Genomic DNA, 20,919 nt, shown 5'->3' with positions numbered 1-20,919 from the left:
TTTTGCATACCTTTCTAATAGCTCGTTAATCGCCAGTTTTAGACTGAAAGAAGTATCTCTTAAAGAGCCAATATTTTACCGCTCTACCGCCACCGATTTCTGAAGAGGTAGAGCGGCATTCAAATCAGACTGATGGGTCTACCGGCGCGGGCAGTGTTAAATGTGCAAGTTGTGACTGAATAAGGGTCAGTTTTTGCTGGCTCTCACGAATAGCGTGACTTTTCCCCATCATTTCAGTGATGACCAGTTCCATGTTTTGAATCTGCGGCGCAAAAAAGGCGAACATTTTTTCATCTGAGATAAGCACGTCATAGATATCTTTAAACGGCTCTTTAATGATTTTCGCCAGCGAGGCTTTTACTTCTTCCAGTTCCCGCTCCCGCTCATGTGCTTTATAGGCATCCCATAGATCGGAGCTAATCGTAAACGCTGCGCCCGCTGGGCCTGCCCATTTGGCAATACCTCCGGCCAGTTTGGTGGCCTGCCAGGGTTTAAATTTATAGACATATCCCGTGAGTTTGCCAATCGTATCGCGTGCAGCAAAAATAGTCGTTTTCAGCGTCGCCGGGCTAATTTTCGATACGCCCTTAAAGGCCCCGCCAAGGGAGCGAAAAGCTCCTTCGCTCAGGCCGCTTAAAAAGCTTTCACTGGAGTTTAATTGACGAGTGATGTCATCAGATAAGCGCTGTGTGACCGCTGTCGACTGATCGAAAAAACGATCGACAGACAGCTTAATGCGTAGGTGAAGTTTAAAGCCAACCCCCTCTTGCGTATATCCCAGTTCATCGTCCATAAACGGGCGGATATCTTCCAGGCTGAGTGGACGCAGCTGACTCATCAGCTGTTTTTCCATCTGGTTCAGCTCTTCAAATAGTTCACCAGCCAGCCTTTTAACCTCTGTACGACTCTGCGTTATATCGTTACGAAAGCGACGCGTATCCTCTTCATTTTTCTCAACAAAGGTATTTAGTTCGTTGAGCTGTAAGCTCGCCTGTGTAACGCGCTTACTAACAATATCCTTCACAACGTCCATGCCGGTTTTCGCCAAAAGTACTTCAGGTACATTGGCTTTCAGAATCTCGGCAGCGGTGTTTTTAAGATCGTTAATGCGCGAGCGGCTTTCGTAATGTTCAGGTTTGCCGAACCAGAATGGCAGACCGCGACCGTTTGGATTTGAGGCTATGCATACGATCTTCAACCGTTCGCATTCTGCCGCGTTGAGATTAGCGGCGCGCTGCAATTTGCTTTTCAAATTCTCTTTTTTTATGACCGCCTGCTCGTCAAATAATACTTGGTTCGTTAGGTTAGCTACTTCATCCATTTTATTAATCACAAAGATGGTTGAAGACAGCTTATTCAGGTCGCGCAAAACCCATTTTACGATGTCGCTGTGGCTTTCTTTAAGCGGATTGGTGGCATCAACTACGTAAAAAATCAGATGCGCTTCAGAAATATAGCGTTTGGTCAGGTCTTCATACATCACCTGTTCACCGTCGATCTCGCGCTCCTTATCACCAAACAGCCCCGGCGTATCGACAATTTCACATTGGCCTGGCAAGCCCTCCGGTTTGTAAATACTCAACCGATCGGAGGACTCATCCATGGAGATATTCATATCTTCCATGACTGTGCCCAGCCAGGCGGCGATAACGCTGGTCTTTCCGTCGGAAAACGCGCCAAGCAACGCAATGCGCAGTACATCAGATTCAACGGCGGTAATAGCGGAAGCTATTTTTTGTAGGTCATCACCAATGTCTATCTCCATTTCACCCAGCGTTTCTAACATGCTGCGCAATTGTAATAGCGAATCAATGGCTGCCTGCTTCTCTATACTGAACTGTTTGAATTGTTCCATAAGGCATCGTCTCAAGTTGATTTTTTAATCGTGTGATTCGGGTAATTTGCGTTGCAAAAATTGTAATTGGCTGCTGCAAGGCACTCTGCATATCATTTACTTTTTTCAACAGGCCGCTTTGGAGTTCTTTATCTATGGCTGCAACCAGTTTCCGGGCCTCTGCGGGCACGCCGTCCAGGGCTTCCTCCCTCGCACCCTCCAGCTTGTCACGCACTTTTCCCTGTGCTTTGCGAATTTTTGACGATTTGCTGGTAAAAAAGCCGATCACCGTCATGACCACGCCCACCAGCGCCCCAGCGATGGCACCAATCGCTGTTCCAATCACCGGGAATGCGCTGCCGATAGTGCCACCTGTCATCGCATAGCTGCCAATTTTGAAAGCCATAGAGCCAAAATCGCCCAAACCAAGGTCGTAGCCCAGTACCATATCACTACCAAAATCGATGCCGCCGCTACGCTCAAAACTAACGCGTTGTTGAAATTCCACATGCTTGATATCTTCCAACAGGCGCTCCACCGCCTGAAGCATCTGTTGCTGTAGTACCTCCACGGCTTGTTCTGTATCCTTCAGCATTTCTTCCTCAACGCTGATGCGTCGTTTTTTAAACTCGCGCTGAATCCGTTGAGATATCGCGTCGCTATCGCCGAAATCGTCTTCGACAATAGCGTCACTGGCATCCGCCAGCTCGTTAAAAAAGGTATTCCAGCGGTTGCGGCGGTTATTCACAATACGGCGTTCAAACTCCGCAATTGCATTCCTGAATGCAACCCGACATTTTTCAAACTCCGGCTCCGTCTTTTTCAGAAAGCGTCGATGGCTGGTTAACTGCTCCTCCAGCACCTGTAAATATTGCCCCAACGTCTCACGGACTTTGCCTTTATTGCTTTCGACAATATCTTCACGGAAGGTAGCAACTTTATTTCTGATGGTCTGTGCAACCGCGTCAATCTGGCTAAATGTCCGCATTTCCTGACGGCTAGGGAACACGTCCAGAAACTCCTGTTGGGATACTACCAGGTTATGCTCCCGGGAAGGGTGAATGCTCGTACTTTGCGTACTGTCGTGATATGCCAGCGCCGAAAATGCAAGCAACCCCTGAACACAATGGCCCTTCTGTAGCACTACCGCCCCTAAGACTGGAGCCAGCACTTCAACGGTCTGGCGTAGTGCATCGCCAGCACCGCCCTGCTGAGCGAGCTCCAGACGATCCTCTTCGAACTCATAGGCTTCGGAAAAACCACGAACGTTGACCAGCGGATAAACCTGCGTGCCATATTCTAGATATGACTTAATTTTCTCTGCAGTCGCAGTTTCGGGTTTCTTGTTGGTCCCGTTGACGTAAACCACCATATGCGCTTGCGCAATGGCTTCTTTCACAAGATGAACGTAGCGGGTCTCATTACCTTCAATCCCCGGTACGTCGATCAGTTGAAAGTCTTTATCGTCGATATGTAACGTGTAATGGGTATTTCCTTTGGTAAAATCTGACTCACCAGTACCAATAATTAAGCCATCGACGCGCTTTGCCGTATTTTTTAACTTTTCCGTCCGGATAACTGACTGGATAAGACACGACAAACTTTGATCCAGTAATTTCTGAATGTTGAGCGCCGATTTACGTTCGCTGAGGCTGATATCAGCCAGCCGTTCAGGGTTTTTCTCTACAAGATAAAGTGCATCACTCATCCCTATTGCCCCGTCAGGAGATTAATTAGCACAACTGCTCCAGCACCAACTATCACCCCCACAACGGCAGTGACAAGCAGGGTGATACGCGACTTAGTACTGGTTCGCTGTTGCAAAATTTGTAGACGCGACTGGCTTTCATTTTGTTCCAGCAACTGATGTGCTTTATTCGCCTCTTCTTCCATTTTTAATCGTAAGGCACTTTCATTGGTAATGATTTGCTGCAAGCAGATGGCGGAAAAACTGATGGCACTAATTTTATCGACAACATCGCTGTAAATCCGCCCTAAATCATCGCGTAATTGCGTCAAATGCTCGCGCAGTTCTTGCTCGGCTTTTTGTAGATCGTTTTGATTATTTTGCAGCAATTGTCGGCGGGAGGTTTCATCAAACACTATCCGCAGAGATTCGATAATAGTACTTTTGCCCGCGTTGGTTTCGCCAAAAAACGCGAGCGTAAATTTGTCCCACTCGGCATGTTCCTGCAGATAGGATAACTTCTGGTTGAAAGTATTCTGCAGAATCTGCAGTTGCGCCGTCATCGCATTAAGCTGCTTTTTAGCATCTTCGTTCTCGACGTGAAGTCCTGCAATATCAGCTAATGTTTGCTCAATGTTACGTCCCACGTCGGCATAAAGCCGGTTGAAGTCCTCAGAGGTATTCATTTTTAAATCTCATTAGGGTTCTGTCTTCGCCGGTTCGCTTAGCCACGTAGTCTCCCCGGTAGGCTTACGTAATGTTACTTAACTTGGAGGCAATCTTACCGTTGAAGCAAAAGTAAAACCATTTCGACGGAAAGTTAAAATGCCAGTGCCTGGCTCAGATCAAAATGCATCGTCTGTATGTTCTCATAATCAAAACTAATCATTAGCTTAGGGTTTCTTTGCCGTGGGATTCGAACATGAGATGTAAGCGATCTTGCGCCAATTGCTGTGGGTCGTAACTTTATCATTGTCCCCAGTTTTCGTTAGTAACGTTACAGTTGTGACAGAATGTCTGGGGTTCAGGATAATCAAACTTACTTGCTAATATAAATCGTTAACAGGGGAGAGGGCTGTATACCGGCAATGCTGCCGATACGTCTTCGATGCTGTAGATACCGGTCTGGCACCGGTAACAGTGCTTCACGCCCTGATAATGGTCACCGCACCACACACAGTACCAGGACAGCGTCATCACCGTTGCATCCAGTCCGTTGAGCATATTGCACAGCTTCCTGTGCCGGGCCTCAGCTTTCACTTCCGGGTCAAGATGAGCACAGTTCATCAGCACATCCCGGGCCACGCTCTGCGTATCGTGTTCAAACCACGCCGGGTCGCTGAAAGTGCTGGCATGCAGCACCAGACGACAACCACAGGAAGCACAACTCCATATCTGCCCCGGTGCGCTCATGGCCTCACCGGCCGTCACAAAGTGACCTTCGCGGTCATTTGCCAGGTAACATTTCAGTACGCGCATGCCGTTACCTCTGCAGTCCGAATTTCAGCATCAGGGAGCGCCCGGCTGAACTCACCGGTCCGGCAGCTCAGGCAGTAGCGCTCGCCATGGTAATTGCTGCCGCAGCCACTGCAGTGCCAGTCATACTTGTAAACCAGAGGGCGGGCATGCGGTACGTAACATTTAAGTTGCCGGTTATGATGGACCTCCTCAGGCTCTGGTCTGACATATGGACAATGCAGCCGCCCGTTATCTGTTAGCATCCCGGACTGGTGTTCAAAGTAAGGTCGCTCAGTGTCGTATTCAGGGTGGTACTGCAGCGCACTGCCGCACAGGTGGCAGGTGTAGCGGTCATACGGATACCGTTGCGCCGTTCTGGCTGCGGTGAGACGACCATTACCGTCAAGGGCTATGAAAGATTTGGCGTACATCGTGGTGCTCCTTACCGCCAGACGACACGCAGGCGAAAGCCGTCCCGGTATGGGCAGCATGGCAGTGTGACTGGCGGGTCAGTTATGCGTTAGCGGAAGATGATTCGTGGTATTCAGTCTCTGCAGACCGCCGGGATTACGATTGTGCAGGCGCTACAGAGGTGCGAAAACAAACGGGGCAGGGTCTGGCACCACAATACTGTCGCTGGCAACGGGGACACTTCCAGCGCTCCGGGATATTCAGTGGTTTAGTACGGCGTTGTTTTTCCATTCAGATATTCCCTCTGTTCAGACGCCACGGGAATCAGTAATGCGCTGTCGCATCCAGGATTCCACATCGCTTTTGAACCAGCGGGAACTGCGCCCTAATTTAATCGGTTTCGGGAACAACCCGTCGCCAATGAGTTTATAGAACCACTTGTCCGTCATTCCGGTGTACGTGGTGATGAAGGCCATGTCGATTAGCGGGTCTTCGGAATTAAATAATGGCTGCGCTGCCGGTGTTGTGACGGTCATTCTGTCTCTCCCTCTGAGTAATGCATGGCGGGAGATGCCCGGCGTGGTTGAATTCAGTGGCACGCCGGTACTCCCTCAGAGGATAGGCAAGCCGTGTAAAAAGTTACCGGTCTGGTTTGCGGCATGCACCCTGCAAGGCTGACTATGCCTGTATGCTGTGGTCACCAGAATGACAGACTGAGCAACGTTTATTGCCATAATAGTGGCGATGGCAGAGCAGACAGTGCCACCAGGTAACAGGTGTCCTGTGTGGGCTTTCTCTCCTGGCGGGAATATCGGCATCGGGACAACACTCCAGGCTCTCCGGCGTCAGATGCAAAGGGTCATGAAGAAAATACGCGCTAAGGTATGGCGAAACGCCACAAACGAGCAGGGGACACTGGCAATACAGGCAGCGATACTGGCCTGTGGGATATTGTCGGGCGCTCTCAGCACTGATGAAATGCCCTTCCCCGGTCCGGGCAAACGTCATTCTGGAACTCATTAATACCTCCATTTCCACCTCAGCGGCGTATATTCAGGAACCATGCAGCTGCTCATGATTTTGCGGTTGTGCTATCGGACGGAGTGAATAACAGCTTGAAATGAAGATAAATGGCTCCATCTCTGTGATCCCTTTATCTCCAGGACACAGACAATGCATATTGACACATTGATACAACTCTTGCGGGAAGCGCTTCCAGCGATTAACAGTGAGGCACAAGCTAAGTCATTTCTGCAAAACTTTGAACTCTCCGATCAGATGGCACTGGTGACGTCCTACTACATCGGAAATAAACATCTGCATGAAAATGAATTAATGCCTGATACAGGCCGATTGCACCGGACACTGCATGACCACATTGAACATTCAGAGTACGCAGACATCATTCACAAAAAGCGTTTCGCGATCAGCGATGCAATGAATTCTTTTCTGCGTTGCACTACGCAACAGCAGCGAAATGCTTTCTGAGAGATGTGAGAAGGCCAGGCAGGGAAAATTCCTGCCTGCCCATACATCAACCAGATGTGCATGCAGACTGCCTGGGACGACCGACAGAAGGCCGGGCAGGAACCTCGTTGCAGTAATGCCAGCAAAGCCCCTCTTTTTGCTCTGCCTTCGCCAGATAGCTCAGGATATAGCGAATATTGGCAATGCTCGCCGCATCGTTGTACCGGACCGGAGTGCTGATGTCCGCTACATAGGATTCTTTTCTCTCACAACGATATAAATGCCCTTCCCCCTTTGTAATCCAGGCCCACGCGGCATTCGCTTTTTCAGCCCAGACAAAAGGTTTCTGAGTAATATGCCCGTCAAGCCATAAAACGGCATGAACATGAAAGCCATGGTCCTGGGTCCATTCCATTACACAGAAATATCCAACGACAGCAGGGAGCTTCTCCATCTCGGCCATTAATACACGGACCTCGCATTCCAATGTTCTGGGGGTACTGTTCATATACCGATAAGAGTCTCTGCGATAGCATAAGTCAAAGCGCAATGAATACAGACAGGAGTATCGATTAACCAGCATATCGATATGATAGTTAATATTTGATAAGAGATACCAGTCCATTGTATAACGGGGAATCACTGGTGGGTTAATCGTCATGATTAATTCTCATTGATTTGTTTATTGGTTGAAGATGGTTGTTCTATACGGAAGTCTTAAGATTCCAGTATGTAACATTAGTGAATTGTGTATAAAATCACACAGGCAAACAGCTATTACGAAAAATTAACGGTTGCCGTGTTTCAGGACAGAAACTAACTGACTTAAAGCCATTCCATCTGTTTGATTTACCCTGTGCATGCGGGTAGTGTGTTTACTGAGTGCCTATTAATTATATTAATAACCCAAATTAATTTTCGTTACTCAAAAGGCTGGAACTACGTTGCAAACTAAAACGCAGAAGCCAGATGATTCCAGCCGGGTTTATCACGTCAGCGAAAGACTTATACCAAAAACATGTACAGGGTAAGGTCGTAAAGACGGAGGGATCCAATTCATTTCTGTTGATGCTGGCATGTGATTGTATGGAGCCCCTGAGTGATGTAGATAAAGGGGGAAAGCTCATTTAGAAAGCCGTGACATAGTCGCAAAGGAGCCCACCAGAGCCACAGAGGGTTTTTGGGGTGTTTTTTCTTGTATACTGTACGCTCTGAGTACCCGCAGAGGATAAACGCATAACTTGAATAACACTTGACAATCACGCGCATAGCCACTTTAATTACCACTAACAATAACTACTTAGTGGTGATTTTATGGCTATACGGGACAGCGATCCTGTGCTGGGAAGTTTTCCTACTCTGGGAGTGACACAGTTAAAGGCTTGCTTGTATTATTTACTGATTAATCACCCTGAACTTTCCAATTGCTTTAGGCCTTTCCTGATTTATCCCAACAAAGATATGGAGAAAATGCCTGTCGGTATTAAGGTCGATGAGAAATACATTCATACCGGTTCGCTGAGAGACTCACTCCACAACGCAATTAAATCGCTCGGCATATCCGACGACAAAAAAAAGAACCTCTTCAGAGACATGTATCGGTCAGCAGATATTCTTACACTGACAAAAAAGGATTTAACATGGCTTATCGAGGATAAAAGAGCGTGTTACTGGCTTTGGTTGCATCTGCTGCATGACAATATCTTTGCGCTGGATAATGAGAACATATCTTTGCTGAAAACAGTCTTCACCATAATAAATGATAATATTTACCCTTCAGAAGATGAACGTCTCAATATGGTCATTGAGTCTTTTCATTCGGTTATTATGCCTGTTGAAGATAAAAAACACCTCCTCATTTATTTTAAGAAACTTTGGAATGATTTTATTGCTAAGCAGCCTAGCATCAGGTGGATAGACCAGAAAAACAAAGAGATGGGAGAGTTTTTGTGGCGCTATCTCAAAAAAGACGGTGAACTGATGCTTGCGCTTCCGTATTATTTCACCATGCCTCATACAGACAATGAAAGCTGCACGTCATTTATAGCAGCCCTGGATTATTGTTCGCTTCCTGAAAGTAACAGAAAACTGTTTATAATCAGAGCGCAGAAAGCCTGGCATCAGCACAAACTCAGAGAGAAACAAAAGAGAGAAAAACGTAAGCCAATCAATATCAGCATTTCTGATGATGCAAAGCGCAAGCTGGCCAATCTGGCGAAAAAAAACAGTACCACAATGGGGGTAATGATTGAACGACTGATAATCAATGCGCATGATTCTGATTAGAAAAACACAAATGAAATAAATACAGATATATATCACCTTACCGACAACCATCCGGCGTTGTCGATAAGGAGGATAGTCTGGATATTACTGTATTACAGCATCTCTTTGAGGGGATGTATGCCCTGGCGGTGGAAGGTACCGCCGTCACGGACTCTGCCATAGTACTGGCAGACAGTTACCTGCAGAACGAAACGAGTCGCGTGGATGCGGCTGAATCACTTGTGCTGTACGAGTCCCTGAAAGCCTGCGGCTCCGGCTTTTCCTGCGGGCTCGCCGGAGGTGCGCTGCTGCCACTGACCGTCACCGCCGATGTCTGCTCTTCGCTGTTCATTCAGATGCGGCTATGTGCGGCCGTTGCCATCATCGGAGGCCATGACACTGCAGACCCACGGGTACGCCTGCTCTGCTGGGGCGCGCTGGCCGGGGATGCCTGCTCCGATGCCATCAGTGGCATCATCACCCGGTTACTGACCCGCGCACTGAGCCTGCCTCAGGCCGAGACCGCTCTGCTGACGGTGGTTCGCGACGCGTTGCTGCTGAAAAGCAGTCACGTGTTACTCAGGGAAAGCCTGCTGCTCCCGTTACTGGGCGGGGTAATCAACGGGGGGGCCGCCTGGCTCGTCACCCGCCTGACGGGGCAACTCGCCATTCGTCTGTTTATTCCGCCGGTAACTCCGCCCTGCTCAGCATAATCGTCTGTATTTCATTTTCGGACATCACCTGTCCACCATTACTCGTATAACACGCTGATTTTCCTGACGCACCGGCCATGTCCTTACAGGCGGGTTTGTTATCGTTTTTGCCTGACGATACAGACCTGAATGGAGGAGCTATGGCCGTTTATCGCGAAGATGCTGACCTGCGGTTTCTGGGGCGTTGTGAGAATGAGGACCTGGATTTACTGGTCAGCCTCATTACCCGTGACCCGCGGGATAACACCCTGCGCTGGACGGAAACGCTGTCCTGCAGCGACAACTACAAACGTTTTCACCCGGCCCACCGTAATTACTGGCAGGAGATAGCGGCTGAAATCCAGACCTTCGGTGCCAGCAGCATTGCCAATATGTTCAGCGGCGGGAAAGGCGTGTTGTACCGGGAAGTGTTATGCGATGTCTGTGACCATACGGGCGTGAAATACAAAAAAGAGGAGGCAACCGAAGACATTGAGCTTTCCCTGCTGCTGACGTTGCTTGAAAAAAGCCTCAGTGAGATGACAGCCGAAGAGCTGCGGGAGTTTGCTGACAGTATGGGCACCGAGCTCACCATACCCACGGCACCGCTGATTTTAATGGCTGTATGGACTGCCGTCCGGGCTTCCGGCTTTGCAGCCTATCGCCTGTCGGTCGTGATGCTCAGTACGCTTGCGAAGGTTGTTCTAGGGCGCACGCTCCCCATCGTGACTTATCTGACCCTGACCCGCTCTATCAGTGTACTGGCTGGGCCGGTTGGTATCGCCCTGAGCACGGGCTGGCTGATTGCCGATATGGCAGGCCCGGCACGGCGGGTTACGGTTCCGGCCTGCCTACTGGTCGCTTGTCTTCGTCAGCAATATCTATACAAATCAATGTAATCAACGGAAACCCTTCACTATGTCAGCGGAAGAAAAACAGCACGATCGCATGGCATCACGGCTGGCGATAATCATCAGTCGCCTGCTGATGGGGGAACGGTTGTCAGTTAGTGGGTTGTCTCAGGAGTTTCGTATCTCGGAGCGCACTCTGCGCCGGGATTTTCGTGAACGCCTGAGCTGCCTGGAACTGACATACCAGCAGGGTTGCTGGTCACTGGCCCACCAGCACGAAGGCCTGCGCACCAACCGGCACATTCTGCACTTTGCACGAGTAACCCGCACGGAGCAGCTGTTCCCGGCGATGGATAACCGTCTGATATCGGTGCTGACTGACAGCTCCGTAGAGCCACCTTTTATCGTCTGGCAGTCTCCACCGGAGCGCAAGCCCGGTCCCTTCGGCAGTTTCTGGCGTATCACTCAGGCCATTCTGGAGCGAACTCTGCTGGATCTGACAGCAGAGGGTCAGCAGTACCGCTGGTTCGCACCTTACCGCCTGATTTATTTCGAGAACGGCTGGTATCTGGTCGGAGAGTACGCCCGGCAACTGCAGGTATTTCTGCTGGAAAGCATTACCGATGTCTGCCTGACGCCGAGGCAGTTTCTGCGCAGGCGGCAGATTGATGCACTGACCGCAGATCCGCACTTTATCCGTTCTTTGCCACACTTCCAGTACCTGCGAAAGGTGCTGACCGATACTGAAACTCAAGGATAGCTATGAAAAAAATAACGTTTTTACTGATGGTGCTTGCCTCCGCGCAGGCCGCTGCAGCCGTAAACCAGTGGACCCGTACCTGGGTTCAGGGCGTTACGGAATACCGCATACAGGGGAAAAATGGCGCTGAACTGCTGATGACCTGCTCGCCGGAGAACAATACGTTCGTCCAGTACACATCACCCGATGGCAAAACACTCACCAGCGGCAATGATGATGGGCGCAGCGTTCAGGCACAAACCGACAGCGGCGACACGTTCCTGATTAACGACACGTTTTCTGATGCCGGTGGCAGTAACTTCGAAGCCTTCTGGGATGCAGCCAGAAAATCCCATCGTATCCATATAACTGCGACCGGACTGACCTCCGCCACCTTCACCTTCAGCAATGCCGCCGGGGTTTTGCCTGAGTTTGATAAGTCAGGATGTCTGACCCGTATGTAACCCCATCACTTTTACCATTGCATTGTTAACAACAAGGAAAGAACAGTATGACAACTCAAACCATTTCAACACTAAAAGACAAATTCAATACATCAACTCTGAATCTGGCGCTGCTGAGTATTGCCACAGGTGGCGTATAGCACGACCGATTTTATCGATTAATGGTTTTGTAAAGACGCTCCATGAAAAACGGTGAAATTTTATCAATGCACTGTTTTCATGAAAATTTATCCGACTAAGAGTGACACTGTTTGAGCCAAAGGCATACAGGGGATGGAATGAAACGATGTGCAAGATGTAACAAGAAAAGAGGCATCATCAGCCGCCTGTTTGGGTTTGATAAGGAATTCTGCGACGAATGCTTATTTGATACTGAGCAGGAAATCAGGGAAAAACTCATTCTCCCCGTCAGGCGTCAGAAACCTGATAGCGAAGGGAAATCGTAATCCGATATGCAGCCTAAAATTGATGTCAGCATCATTATCCCGGTCTTCAATGCGCAGGCCACTATCGGCTATCTGGTACATGATCTTCTCAGCGAGCAAACACTCAGCATTGAGGTGATTGTTGTGGATGATGGCTCTACCGACGAAACGTCGAGCATACTCAGCGATATCACCGATGAGCGGCTGATTCTTGTTCATCAGGAAAATCAGGGGGTATATGCTGCAAGAAATGCCGCACTGGCAGTACACCGAGGTGAATGGGTGGTTTTTCTGGATGCGGATGACCGGATTGAAGAAGGTTTTCTCCAGGAGCGACTGAATAGCGCACGAGCGGCTCAGGCCGATGTTGCCCTTTTCAATGGCTGGCACACCGACAACAGGGGCTTACAACGAAGACCGGTTCATTATAAGCAACCTTATGCTCAGGCGCTCAGCGGGCATGCGTGGATACAGCATTGCGTGGCTCAGAAAGAATGGCCGCATTACCTGTGGTTGCAAATAATTCGCTCATCTTACATCAGGAAGAATAGTCTGTGCTTTCAGGAAGGTAAAAGCCACAAGGACATCCTCTGGACGATTAACCTTGCCGCTGCAAACGGTCTGTTTTATTTCGCTGATAGAAAGGACTATTTCTATACTACAAACCCGGCATCCATTACCCACCGGCAGGACTACTACGATATCCGTGCACACAGCTACATTGATGTCATCGGCGATATTCTGGCCCTCTCATCCCTGCCACAGCACCATGATGTCAGGAAGCCTCTGAGAAGGCATGCGCTGGTTGAGTGTCGCCATTTTCTCGGGTTGTTCCGGCGTAAGATTGCCAATCGGCAGGCTGCCCGACAGTTGTTCAGGCAGCGAATCGCGTTGCGTCAGTTGATTGCCGGGGTCAGCAGTCTGAGCGATATCTTTTTTCTGCTGAAATTCGTGGCGAAAATTTATCTATGATCCCCAGAATGGATTTGGATAGATAGCTTATAACGACAGGCCGACACTTTCAGCGATGCCGCAAAGATTCTGCTGAGTTTGATAATTCTGGATGTCTGACCCGCATGTGAGCCTTTATTGCTCCAACAAAAATAAGGAAAAAATAATGAAAACAGCAATGAGTACCCTCGCCGTGGCACTGATGATTTCACCTCTGTTGCACGCAGCAGAGGCCCCGGTCAGGATTGGTCTCGAGCAGGTAAAAAATCCCTATTACCCGAATTTGCATCAGCAGCGTGTTCATGTTCAGTCACTGGCTGACAGCATCACCATTCAGGATGTTGTCGTTAACCGTGGGAACTGCCCGATTCAGAAGATGCCCACCGTCTATGCAGGCAGCAAGCCGATCCCGCTGATACCGTCAACGCTGTCTTACGGCAAAGAGATTGACGTCTACATTAAAGGCCCCTGCAGTGTGGCAGAGATTAACGTCATCACCAGTCAGGGGGACTGGCTGATGAAGTACTAATTTCGATGGAACAATATCTGGTCTGACAATCAGTTGTCAGACCCTGTTGTGTTATCAATCGTTATATTAAAAAAATCAGGTATTAATACTGCGTATTAATAGCCATTATAAACCCCTCCCCCGAGAGGTCCCTCCCCTTACGGGTTCACCATAATATATATCTTTACTTCAGCATATTGAGTATATGCCGTTCAACGCCTTACAATTATAAGTCATGAGTCGGCTCCTCAAATCCCGCTTGTTTATTCCTGACATATTACGCACCCGAATGCTCCGACCTCAGTACACGCAGCGAAGAAGGATGATAGCAACCAATATAGCTGGACAAAGTATGGACTCGGGGTATTACCCGCTTCAATATCCCTAAATGTTTGCTCAACTGCAGCCTTGCTCAGAGATGAAGTCACAATGGCCACACGTTTTGAGGTGTGCGGGGCATTCCTGCAAATCTCCACTGCAGTCTTTAAATCAGCAGATGTGCCACGGCATGTACGTTGAATACCTGTCCTCACATTGTTATTGCTGTAAAGTCGCCCCCATCGGGTAAACTTTTTGCTCATGGCTGGAGCGGGCAATGTGAGGTTGCCTAGGTTCTTGATCGCTTGGCTTACTGAAATGTGAAATGCGCCAGCTCCGAGTGTCAGCTCACCGTGCTTTGCATGATAGAAGGTGACTCTTGGGGAAGCAGGATCCGTTCTAAACCCAACGAAATCAGCCCATTCATCACCGAGATCATCGCAGACTATGACATCATCTTCTCGAGCGATCGTCGACAGTACTGCCCCGAACGTAGAATTTGGATCGAAAGTACGATGGGCAGCAGTAAAGGAACCTTTCTCATCAGTTACGGTTGCTAACTCTGCATTACCGAAGAGATAGCCCAAGAACTGAGTGCCACCATTGACCAAAGTGTCGTCTTGATAAAGACTGCCATCTAAATAGGCAAATTTCGGCTGGTCAAACAAGACGATAAACGTGTCCTGTTTGTCGATGAACTGCTTAAGCGGGGCGCGATTATCATCCGCGCCAAGTGCGAAATGAGTGTCCTCAACGTATACATCGGCAAGCAAAGGCAGCGAAAGGCGTTTCAGAGCGATTCGCGTTTTATTGATCGCGATCTCACCTACCTCGAAACCTGTTACTGGCTGTGACACCAGCAACTTGCCATGGGCGTTTTTGGCAACGCGCAAGATATCTGTGAGCTCCGTGAGTATCAGATCAACCTCTGCCTTTGGCAGCTCTCGATAGCCCATTCCGTCACGCTTGACCAAGCGGATGATTTTGTCATCAAAGATGGCCTGTCCGAGGATGGCGGTATCAACTGCAAATTGGGTGGGGTTTGCCGCCAGATCTGATAGCTCCAACGGTCGTGCGAAAGCTGCTAGGAAAGGGGAGGATGATGGTCTTCCAGGACGAGGTTGTAAGCGTTCGATGATACGACAGGCATAATCAACTAGTTCCAAATAGCCTGCACGATCCGCACGAAGCGAGATTCGCCCAGTGCGCGGCGTCGTTGAAAAGTGTTCGTCTTCTTCAGTGAAGCTGTAACCTAACGGGGCAAATCGAGCTGAGGATGCCATACCTACATTGTTCTGAAGGTTCTCGCCTTCAAGCGTCTTGCTGCGCAATGCAAAGCGGGACAGAGTCATATGCCTGAGTCGAACCCGGGCAAATACCGAGTCCTTACTCGTCAGTCCACGGTCGACATCTTGGGCACCGATACGCTGCAAATACCTTTTCGAGAAATCAGGAGGGATATCGATCTGGGATTTGAAAATGGCAACATAATCGCGATGCTCGACTATCAGCAAATATCCGGTTACCCGGTCGATCACGCCTTTAGTGCCAGGCAGGAAAGCCGGTACCTTGTCGAATTGAAAGCACAAAGCAGACCAAATTGATGCTCCGTGGGGCTGCCGAATGAAAGAGAAAAAATTGTTGGAGGGGGAAGTTTGCGCCTTTCTGATATCCCGGAACAGTTCCGTGATCGCGACTTTCGTGATTGGAGCTTTTTGGCGGTAGAAATAGCAAGATTTGCTGGCTTGAAGTTCGTCGATCATATCCGAGTCCCTATGAAAATGGACGAAGCGAAAATCCCTCAGAATGAGATGCTAACCCAGTACCATCATTATTGTCTAGATAGTTTCTTGCGGGCAAAAGAAGGTTCGTAAGGGACAGCTCCGTGCCAGAAGCAGCCACTGGCGGACGGTAAAATCGATCAGTAGTTGCAAGTATCTACACACAATATTTGTGAGGAGCGTATATCATTACCACCCTGGCCAGAGAGCCAGGTCGGTCCGGAACCCGAGGCACAGGTACGGCGCAATGCGCGGGGGATTGCACCTACGTAGCCTATCCACCGTCCGCAGGCGCCTTCATGAGATAGTTGCCAAACCTTTGCGAAGTGACCATCAGCGCTTCTTACGGCGCGTCTTGGTTTTCTTCTTGCCAGCCTTCTTGGCAAAGGGGCACCCTCGGGCCTTGAGCATATTATCTTCATCAACACTCAGCTCTTGCGCAAAGAAGATTGTGCTCTCGGACATCGGACGAGGGAAATAAGTGTAGCGCAGGTGCTTTCGCATCATCTTCAACTGGATGGGCATCGTCAAATAATCAATCAACTCTTTAGCAGTGGGCCTCTTGCCTTTCCAGAGTGTATGAATAGTCTGCTTATTAATCTTCTTGCCATTCTGCAAACCGAAGCGAGAGATGGTGCTTTCGGTGAAGAACTTGCTTAACGCCGACCAGTCCGAAATGTAGATACCCTCCACAGGCTCCCTTGAGTAAGTCATGGAGTTCAGCATAATGGGCACAAGGGTTAAGTCATCAAGCTTTCTGCCGAACAGCAATTCAACAACATCAGGACGTTCTCTCAGGCCGCGTACAAGACGTTTGATTTGTCCGACGTTATCGCTAATCGACTTAGAATAGCGAAATGCCTGGACTGTATTGTTACCTGACAACATGTTGTTCTTGCACTCTATGAGCAGCAGGGTGTCATCAATCAGTACCAGGGCGTCGTATTCGTACTCGGCATCGTCAATATAGAACTTCTTAGATTTGCATGGATATCCCCACTTGACGAAGCTAGACACAACACGGTCCTCAAACCCTTTGCCCTTCTTATCGAACTGGGTCGTGAGAGAGCTCAATCTGGAGAACAGCACGTTGGTTAAGTTGCAGGTTTTTAGGACGTTGGCGAAAAAGGTGTACTTGCCATCTTCCGAGTAAATCAACGGCGAGTCATATAGATCGCGACTATCCTGGCCGAAGGTCAGATGATGGATAAAGGTTGGGATGCATTCTTCAGGAAGCTTGTAATCGCGCAACCCTTGCTCAATTTCACTTTTTTCGAACGTGACCAGGCAGGAGTCGTCTTGCTTTGCCGTGCCCATCAGCCCTAGCGCACAGTATCCTCGCACCCACTCACGTAGGGTCAGTCCGTGGAAGCGCTCCTGGTCCTCGGACACATCATAGGCAAGAATCTCTGATAGCTTCATCAGCGTAATGCCCTCGTTCTCAGAGACAAAGCCTGCAGTAAGCTCAGGTACTGTTGCACCTTCCTTCATGACAGTTTTGCGTAATGCTGTCATATTCGCCATCAACAACGTATTCTGCATCGCCCAGGTGTGCAGCCTGCGGTTGGCCATAAAGTCGTAGGCTTCGACATCAGTCGGCTCACGGTAGAAAAAGATAGGGTCCGGGAATTTGACTTGTTCTTCCACCGAGAAATGATCAATAGATATCTTCGCATCCTGCGCATTTCCGATTTCCCCACCGAAAAATAGGGTTCGGTTGGCGGCATCCTCAAGGGCGTTCCACGACAACGCATAAAGCTGGATTGAACCAGCCTTGTACATATGATCTTCGGTAATCGCAGGCATTGCGGGAGCGACAAGCTTGCCATCATGAAGCAGCTTTTTCTCAAAAGAGAGCATCTTCAATGTCAAACTAAGCGCCCCTACTAGGCCGCCATAAACCGCGTCGACATTCACGATTCCACCATGTTCAAGCTTCGTCATCAACGCTTCAGGCATCACTGTCGGAATGCGCGCCTTAAGCTTCTCTTCAATCTTCCCCCATTCCTTATCGCTGGCGCTATCGATCTCAGCCAACTCGCACGACGTACGCTCAACCTGACTCCAGAATTGGATGTCTACTGGATATTGGGATATGTGGCATTTCGGCAATGAATCCCGAATATCATCGAAATAGCACTCTATTTTATTGATATTTAGGTTTATTTTATTGGCATGTGGGCGTATCGAATCGTGCTTATCTGACATGGCTGATGAGTTCAAAAGCGTGTCGTAGAACTTGTTCCGTTTGGAACGATTGCCACGAATCTGGTATGCACCAGGTTGAGCCATCTTCTCGATGAGAACGTCAGCGACCTCTTCAGTTTCCATTTCCTCAAGGGCTGCGAGCGCCGTGGGCAGGTCAAACTTTTCGAAGGCTTCTTTCAATCGTTTGCGGAGCTCTTTTGGGGCGGTATTCATCAATCTTCCTTAATTCTCAATCGTATTGACAAAAAGGGAGGTTATCATTCAGTAATCCTAGAATGCCAAGTTTTCTTCTGCCACTTCCTTCAGAACCACCTGGCGTTACGCCGTGTTACCCCATCAATAGTATTTTTGCGATGCAAAACGTCCGCTCCTCGCTCATAGCAGACATTAGCTAGCTGTCGCCTCCATCAGCGACACAGAGTTTTCCCCAATCACCCCAGCAACATCAAATCCATGCAGAATGGCCGCACTTCTTACCGGAAGCGCGACCTTTCTGCATTTATGACGTTAACCACAAAGGAGATTTATCATGAAATTAGCCAGCCGCTTCGGACGGATTAACCAGATACGCCGTGACCGTCCACTGACAAACGACGAACTGATGGCCCATGTACCCAGTGTATTTGGTACCGACAAGCACGAATCCCGCTCGGACCGCTACACCTACATTCCAACAATCACACTGCTTGATAGCCTGAAGCAGGACGGTTTCCAGCCGTTCTTTGCCTGCCAGACCCGAGTGCGCGATCAGAGCAAGCGCGAGCACACTAAACACATGCTGCGCCTGCGCCGTGAGGGGCAAATCACCGGTAAGCAGGTGCCGGAAATCATTCTGCTTAACAGTCATGACGGCTCCAGCTCATACCAGATGTTGCCGGGGCTATTTCGTGCAGTCTGCCAGAACGGGCTGATTTGCGGTGAGAGCTTTGGTGAGGTACGTGTGCCGCATAAAGGCAACGTGGTGGAGAAAGTCATTGAAGGGGCTTACGAAGTGCTCGGGATTTTTGACCGGGTGGAAGAGAAGCGCGATGCCATGCAGTCGCTTTTGTTACCGCCACCAGCACAGCAGGCGATGGCGAAAGCGGCATTAACCTACCGTTTTGGTGAAGAGCATCAGCCGGTGACGGAATCGCAGATCCTTTCCCCGCGCCGCTGGCAGGATGAGAGCAACGACCTGTGGACCACTTACCAGCGCATTCAGGAGAACTTGATAAAAGGCGGACTGTCGGGACGAACGACGAAAGGTCAGCGTGCTCAAACCCGCGCTGTCAAAGGTATCGACGGAGACGTAAAGCTCAATCGCGCACTGTGGGTGATGGCTGAAAATATGCTTCAACTTGCTTCATAAACGACTTTAACTATTACCTCCAAGGCCCTGTCATGTCAGAGATAAATCTACCTCCTGATCTTCCGGTAACTGAAGTACGCACCATTCGTCGCGCTCTCCGCTTACTGGAAAAATATCAGCGCCAACCTGGCGAACAATTTAATTCCACTACCTTCACCAAAACCTGGCTACAACTGCGTCTTGCCCTGCAGGAGCGCGAAGTTTTTCTTGTTTTATATCTCGATAATCAGAACCGTCTTCTGGAATGCGAGACGCTCTTTACGGGCACGATTAACCATACCGAAGTCCATCCACGCGAAGTGGTGAAACTGGCACTGCGCCATAACGCTGCCGCTGTGATTCTGGCCCATAACCATCCATCCGGAGAGACAGAGCCGAGTAAACAGGATCGAAACATCACTCAACATCTGGTGAACGCGCTGGCAATGGTAGAGGTGCGGGTGCTGGACCATCTTATTGTTGGCATCGGTGATGTGCTTTCTTTTGCTGAACGTGGCTGGCTATGAGGCTAACCATGAAAATCATCGATAAAAATGCCGCGATGGCGATTCAGCGGCAGCATCCGGATTCCCGGATCTTTCGCTACTGTACGGGCAAATACCAATGGTACGGCAGCGCCAGTCATTACACCGGTCAGGATGTCGCGGAGATTTCCGGTGTGCTGGCGGTTTACGCAGAACGCCGTCGTGACAACCATGGTCCGTATACACGCTTGATGTGCATCACCACCAACTGACATTTAATAAGGAGTAGAAAAATGCAAAATTCATGGGGCCTGAAGCGCGATATCTCGCCGTGCTTCGGTGCAAGGCTTGTGCAGGAGGGCTGTCGCCTGCATTATCTGGCAGACCGTGCAGGTATTAGCGGTGCGTTTAACGAGGAGGAGGCGCTGCGTCTGGATCAGGTATTTCCGCTAGTGATGAAACAGCTTGAATTGATGCTGACAACCGGTGAACTGAATCCGCGCCATCAGCATTGCATCACGTTGCATCATAACGGACTCACCTGCGAGGCGGATACTCTCGGTTCTCATGGCTATGTTTACATCGCTATTTATCCTCAGACACCTGCTAGCCAATAACACCTTCTCTTCTTTTATCAGGACCCAACTCATGCAAATTTCAACTGTACCGGCCACGGTGCCGGTTTCGTCACGCCTGTCGCCCATACAGGTCTGGCAGCAATTGTTAACGTATCTGCTGGAACACCATTACGGCCTGACTCTCAACGACACGCCATTCCACGACGATACGGCCATTGAGGAGCATATCGACGCGGGAATCACGCTTGCCGATGCTGTTAATTTCCTGGTGGAACGTTATGAACTGGTCCGCATCGACCGTAAAGGATTTACCTGGCAGGAGCAGACGCCATTTCTGACCGCGACTGATATTCTCAGAGCCAGGCGAGCTACCGGATTAATAAATACCTGAATTCTTCGAGCCTCATTCCTGATTTTTACCTCTGAACTTCCAACCTTTTTTATTCATCGCATAATGCGCCTGCCACTCC

Annotated in this window: 23 protein-coding genes; 13 read left to right on the top strand and 10 right to left on the bottom strand. The window is 49.4% G+C overall.

The window, feature by feature from the left end:
* Positions 1 to 124 precede the first annotated feature (124 nt).
* The 7 genes from ACERY3_RS15215 to ACERY3_RS15185 form a co-directional block, all read right to left on the bottom strand.
* Positions 125 to 1,855 (bottom strand): LeoA/HP0731 family dynamin-like GTPase, encoded by a 1,731-nt coding sequence (locus ACERY3_RS15215; RefSeq protein ID WP_373225935.1) that lies wholly within the window; start codon positions 1,853 to 1,855, stop codon positions 125 to 127.
* The gene (locus tag ACERY3_RS15210) at positions 1,809 to 3,542 is read right to left on the bottom strand and encodes a DUF1269 domain-containing protein (RefSeq protein ID WP_367075471.1); all 1,734 of its coding nucleotides are present in this window, start codon (positions 3,540 to 3,542) and stop codon (positions 1,809 to 1,811) included. Before ACERY3_RS15210 ends, ACERY3_RS15215 begins: the two co-directional genes overlap by 47 nt.
* A 2-nt stretch (positions 3,543 to 3,544) precedes the next feature.
* Positions 3,545 to 4,207, bottom strand: coding sequence for a hypothetical protein (locus ACERY3_RS15205; protein WP_367075473.1), 663 nt, complete (start codon positions 4,205 to 4,207; stop codon positions 3,545 to 3,547).
* Between the two features lie 373 nt (positions 4,208 to 4,580).
* Positions 4,581 to 5,000 carry a putative zinc ribbon protein gene (locus tag ACERY3_RS15200; protein WP_367075475.1) on the bottom strand — a complete coding sequence of 140 codons (420 nt, stop codon included), beginning with the start codon at positions 4,998 to 5,000 and terminating at the stop codon, positions 4,581 to 4,583.
* Positions 4,988 to 5,410, bottom strand: a complete 423-nt coding sequence (locus ACERY3_RS15195) for a putative zinc ribbon protein (protein ID WP_373225934.1) — start codon at positions 5,408 to 5,410, stop codon at positions 4,988 to 4,990. Before ACERY3_RS15195 ends, ACERY3_RS15200 begins: the two co-directional genes overlap by 13 nt.
* 288 nt (positions 5,411 to 5,698) lie before the next feature.
* Positions 5,699 to 5,926, bottom strand: coding sequence for a helix-turn-helix transcriptional regulator (locus ACERY3_RS15190; protein ID WP_373225933.1), 228 nt, complete (start codon positions 5,924 to 5,926; stop codon positions 5,699 to 5,701).
* Between the two features lie 142 nt (positions 5,927 to 6,068).
* On the bottom strand, positions 6,069 to 6,398 hold the full coding sequence (locus ACERY3_RS15185; protein ID WP_373225967.1) for a putative zinc ribbon protein: 330 nt from the start codon (positions 6,396 to 6,398) through the stop codon (positions 6,069 to 6,071).
* 165 nt (positions 6,399 to 6,563) lie between these two features.
* Between ACERY3_RS15185 and ACERY3_RS15180 the strand changes: the two genes are divergently transcribed.
* Entirely contained in the window at positions 6,564 to 6,878 is a 315-nt protein-coding gene (locus ACERY3_RS15180; RefSeq protein ID WP_373225932.1) for a hypothetical protein, read from the top strand.
* A 46-nt stretch (positions 6,879 to 6,924) separates the two neighbouring features.
* On the opposite strand, the gene ACERY3_RS15175 is transcribed toward ACERY3_RS15180, so the two are convergent.
* Positions 6,925 to 7,518, bottom strand: coding sequence for a hypothetical protein (locus ACERY3_RS15175; protein WP_373225931.1), 594 nt, complete (start codon positions 7,516 to 7,518; stop codon positions 6,925 to 6,927).
* 653 nt (positions 7,519 to 8,171) lie between these two features.
* Between ACERY3_RS15175 and ACERY3_RS15170 the strand changes: the two genes are divergently transcribed.
* The 7 genes from ACERY3_RS15170 to ACERY3_RS15140 all read left to right on the top strand — a co-directional run bounded on the left by ACERY3_RS15170 (position 8,172) and on the right by ACERY3_RS15140 (position 13,773).
* Positions 8,172 to 9,143: a hypothetical protein gene (locus ACERY3_RS15170; protein ID WP_373225930.1), complete on the top strand. Its 972-nt coding sequence runs from the start codon at positions 8,172 to 8,174 to the stop codon at positions 9,141 to 9,143.
* 113 nt (positions 9,144 to 9,256) lie between these two features.
* On the top strand, positions 9,257 to 9,835 hold the full coding sequence (locus tag ACERY3_RS15165) for a hypothetical protein (RefSeq protein ID WP_373225929.1): 579 nt from the start codon (positions 9,257 to 9,259) through the stop codon (positions 9,833 to 9,835).
* A 140-nt stretch (positions 9,836 to 9,975) separates the two neighbouring features.
* Positions 9,976 to 10,713 (top strand): DUF3944 domain-containing protein, encoded by a 738-nt coding sequence (locus ACERY3_RS15160; RefSeq protein ID WP_373225928.1) that lies wholly within the window; start codon positions 9,976 to 9,978, stop codon positions 10,711 to 10,713.
* A 19-nt stretch (positions 10,714 to 10,732) separates the two neighbouring features.
* The gene (locus tag ACERY3_RS15155; protein WP_333046166.1) at positions 10,733 to 11,425 is read left to right on the top strand and encodes a WYL domain-containing protein; all 693 of its coding nucleotides are present in this window, start codon (positions 10,733 to 10,735) and stop codon (positions 11,423 to 11,425) included.
* Positions 11,426 to 11,427: 2 nt separating this feature from the next.
* Complete coding sequence (locus ACERY3_RS15150) at positions 11,428 to 11,868, top strand: hypothetical protein (RefSeq protein ID WP_373225927.1); 441 nt, start codon at positions 11,428 to 11,430, stop codon at positions 11,866 to 11,868.
* A gap of 452 nt (positions 11,869 to 12,320) precedes the next feature.
* Positions 12,321 to 13,265 carry a glycosyltransferase gene (locus ACERY3_RS15145; protein ID WP_373225926.1) on the top strand — a complete coding sequence of 315 codons (945 nt, stop codon included), beginning with the start codon at positions 12,321 to 12,323 and terminating at the stop codon, positions 13,263 to 13,265.
* Positions 13,266 to 13,410: 145 nt separating this feature from the next.
* Positions 13,411 to 13,773 carry a hypothetical protein gene (locus tag ACERY3_RS15140; RefSeq protein WP_373225925.1) on the top strand — a complete coding sequence of 121 codons (363 nt, stop codon included), beginning with the start codon at positions 13,411 to 13,413 and terminating at the stop codon, positions 13,771 to 13,773.
* A 242-nt stretch (positions 13,774 to 14,015) separates the two neighbouring features.
* On the opposite strand, the gene ACERY3_RS15135 is transcribed toward ACERY3_RS15140, so the two are convergent.
* On the bottom strand, positions 14,016 to 15,833 hold the full coding sequence (locus ACERY3_RS15135; RefSeq protein ID WP_373225924.1) for a hypothetical protein: 1,818 nt from the start codon (positions 15,831 to 15,833) through the stop codon (positions 14,016 to 14,018).
* 351 nt (positions 15,834 to 16,184) lie between these two features.
* Positions 16,185 to 18,272: a hypothetical protein gene (locus ACERY3_RS15130; protein ID WP_373225923.1), complete on the bottom strand. Its 2,088-nt coding sequence runs from the start codon at positions 18,270 to 18,272 to the stop codon at positions 16,185 to 16,187.
* Positions 18,273 to 18,588: 316 nt separating this feature from the next.
* Here ACERY3_RS15130 and ACERY3_RS15125 point away from each other — a divergent pair, with 316 nt between their 5' ends.
* The 5 genes from ACERY3_RS15125 to ACERY3_RS15105 are packed head-to-tail and all read left to right on the top strand — an operon-like array spanning position 18,589 to position 20,840.
* A complete protein-coding gene (locus ACERY3_RS15125) occupies positions 18,589 to 19,407 on the top strand; it encodes a DUF932 domain-containing protein (protein ID WP_373225922.1) in 819 nt (272 codons plus the stop codon).
* 32 nt (positions 19,408 to 19,439) lie between these two features.
* Positions 19,440 to 19,913 (top strand): DNA repair protein RadC, encoded by a 474-nt coding sequence (gene radC / locus ACERY3_RS15120; RefSeq protein ID WP_373225921.1) that lies wholly within the window; start codon positions 19,440 to 19,442, stop codon positions 19,911 to 19,913.
* Positions 19,914 to 19,921: 8 nt separating this feature from the next.
* Positions 19,922 to 20,143 (top strand): DUF987 family protein, encoded by a 222-nt coding sequence (locus ACERY3_RS15115; RefSeq protein WP_373225920.1) that lies wholly within the window; start codon positions 19,922 to 19,924, stop codon positions 20,141 to 20,143.
* A 21-nt stretch (positions 20,144 to 20,164) separates the two neighbouring features.
* Positions 20,165 to 20,488, top strand: a complete 324-nt coding sequence (locus ACERY3_RS15110) for a type IV toxin-antitoxin system YeeU family antitoxin (protein ID WP_373225919.1) — start codon at positions 20,165 to 20,167, stop codon at positions 20,486 to 20,488.
* Between the two features lie 31 nt (positions 20,489 to 20,519).
* Entirely contained in the window at positions 20,520 to 20,840 is a 321-nt protein-coding gene (locus tag ACERY3_RS15105; RefSeq protein WP_105597436.1) for a TA system toxin CbtA family protein, read from the top strand.
* Positions 20,841 to 20,919 lie beyond the last annotated feature (79 nt).

It is taken from the genome of Enterobacter cloacae complex sp. ESBL7 (assembly GCF_041679625.1).
GTDB lineage: Bacteria > Pseudomonadota > Gammaproteobacteria > Enterobacterales > Enterobacteriaceae > Enterobacter > Enterobacter asburiae_B.
Note: the sequence above shows the minus strand (reverse complement) of the source record. Positions and strands in the feature narration are given on the sequence as shown.

What these genes read in the sequence shown, in the direction of transcription:
- ACERY3_RS15215 (WP_373225935.1), bottom strand. Translation starts at nt 1,855, where the DNA reads ATGGAACAATTCAAACAGTTCAGTATAGAGAAGCAGGCAGCCATTGAT.
- ACERY3_RS15210 (WP_367075471.1), bottom strand. Translation starts at nt 3,542, where the DNA reads ATGAGTGATGCACTTTATCTTGTAGAGAAAAACCCTGAACGGCTGGCT.
- ACERY3_RS15205 (WP_367075473.1), bottom strand. Translation starts at nt 4,207, where the DNA reads ATGAATACCTCTGAGGACTTCAACCGGCTTTATGCCGACGTGGGACGT.
- ACERY3_RS15200 (WP_367075475.1), bottom strand. Translation starts at nt 5,000, where the DNA reads ATGCGCGTACTGAAATGTTACCTGGCAAATGACCGCGAAGGTCACTTT.
- ACERY3_RS15195 (WP_373225934.1), bottom strand. Translation starts at nt 5,410, where the DNA reads ATGTACGCCAAATCTTTCATAGCCCTTGACGGTAATGGTCGTCTCACC.
- ACERY3_RS15190 (WP_373225933.1), bottom strand. Translation starts at nt 5,926, where the DNA reads ATGACCGTCACAACACCGGCAGCGCAGCCATTATTTAATTCCGAAGAC.
- ACERY3_RS15185 (WP_373225967.1), bottom strand. Translation starts at nt 6,398, where the DNA reads ATGACGTTTGCCCGGACCGGGGAAGGGCATTTCATCAGTGCTGAGAGC.
- ACERY3_RS15180 (WP_373225932.1), top strand. Translation starts at nt 6,564, where the DNA reads ATGCATATTGACACATTGATACAACTCTTGCGGGAAGCGCTTCCAGCG.
- ACERY3_RS15175 (WP_373225931.1), bottom strand. Translation starts at nt 7,518, where the DNA reads ATGACGATTAACCCACCAGTGATTCCCCGTTATACAATGGACTGGTAT.
- ACERY3_RS15170 (WP_373225930.1), top strand. Translation starts at nt 8,172, where the DNA reads ATGGCTATACGGGACAGCGATCCTGTGCTGGGAAGTTTTCCTACTCTG.
- ACERY3_RS15165 (WP_373225929.1), top strand. Translation starts at nt 9,257, where the DNA reads ATGTATGCCCTGGCGGTGGAAGGTACCGCCGTCACGGACTCTGCCATA.
- ACERY3_RS15160 (WP_373225928.1), top strand. Translation starts at nt 9,976, where the DNA reads ATGGCCGTTTATCGCGAAGATGCTGACCTGCGGTTTCTGGGGCGTTGT.
- ACERY3_RS15155 (WP_333046166.1), top strand. Translation starts at nt 10,733, where the DNA reads ATGTCAGCGGAAGAAAAACAGCACGATCGCATGGCATCACGGCTGGCG.
- ACERY3_RS15150 (WP_373225927.1), top strand. Translation starts at nt 11,428, where the DNA reads ATGAAAAAAATAACGTTTTTACTGATGGTGCTTGCCTCCGCGCAGGCC.
- ACERY3_RS15145 (WP_373225926.1), top strand. Translation starts at nt 12,321, where the DNA reads ATGCAGCCTAAAATTGATGTCAGCATCATTATCCCGGTCTTCAATGCG.
- ACERY3_RS15140 (WP_373225925.1), top strand. Translation starts at nt 13,411, where the DNA reads ATGAAAACAGCAATGAGTACCCTCGCCGTGGCACTGATGATTTCACCT.
- ACERY3_RS15135 (WP_373225924.1), bottom strand. Translation starts at nt 15,833, where the DNA reads ATGATCGACGAACTTCAAGCCAGCAAATCTTGCTATTTCTACCGCCAA.
- ACERY3_RS15130 (WP_373225923.1), bottom strand. Translation starts at nt 18,272, where the DNA reads ATGAATACCGCCCCAAAAGAGCTCCGCAAACGATTGAAAGAAGCCTTC.
- ACERY3_RS15125 (WP_373225922.1), top strand. Translation starts at nt 18,589, where the DNA reads ATGAAATTAGCCAGCCGCTTCGGACGGATTAACCAGATACGCCGTGAC.
- radC (WP_373225921.1), top strand. Translation starts at nt 19,440, where the DNA reads ATGTCAGAGATAAATCTACCTCCTGATCTTCCGGTAACTGAAGTACGC.
- ACERY3_RS15115 (WP_373225920.1), top strand. Translation starts at nt 19,922, where the DNA reads ATGAAAATCATCGATAAAAATGCCGCGATGGCGATTCAGCGGCAGCAT.
- ACERY3_RS15110 (WP_373225919.1), top strand. Translation starts at nt 20,165, where the DNA reads ATGCAAAATTCATGGGGCCTGAAGCGCGATATCTCGCCGTGCTTCGGT.
- ACERY3_RS15105 (WP_105597436.1), top strand. Translation starts at nt 20,520, where the DNA reads ATGCAAATTTCAACTGTACCGGCCACGGTGCCGGTTTCGTCACGCCTG.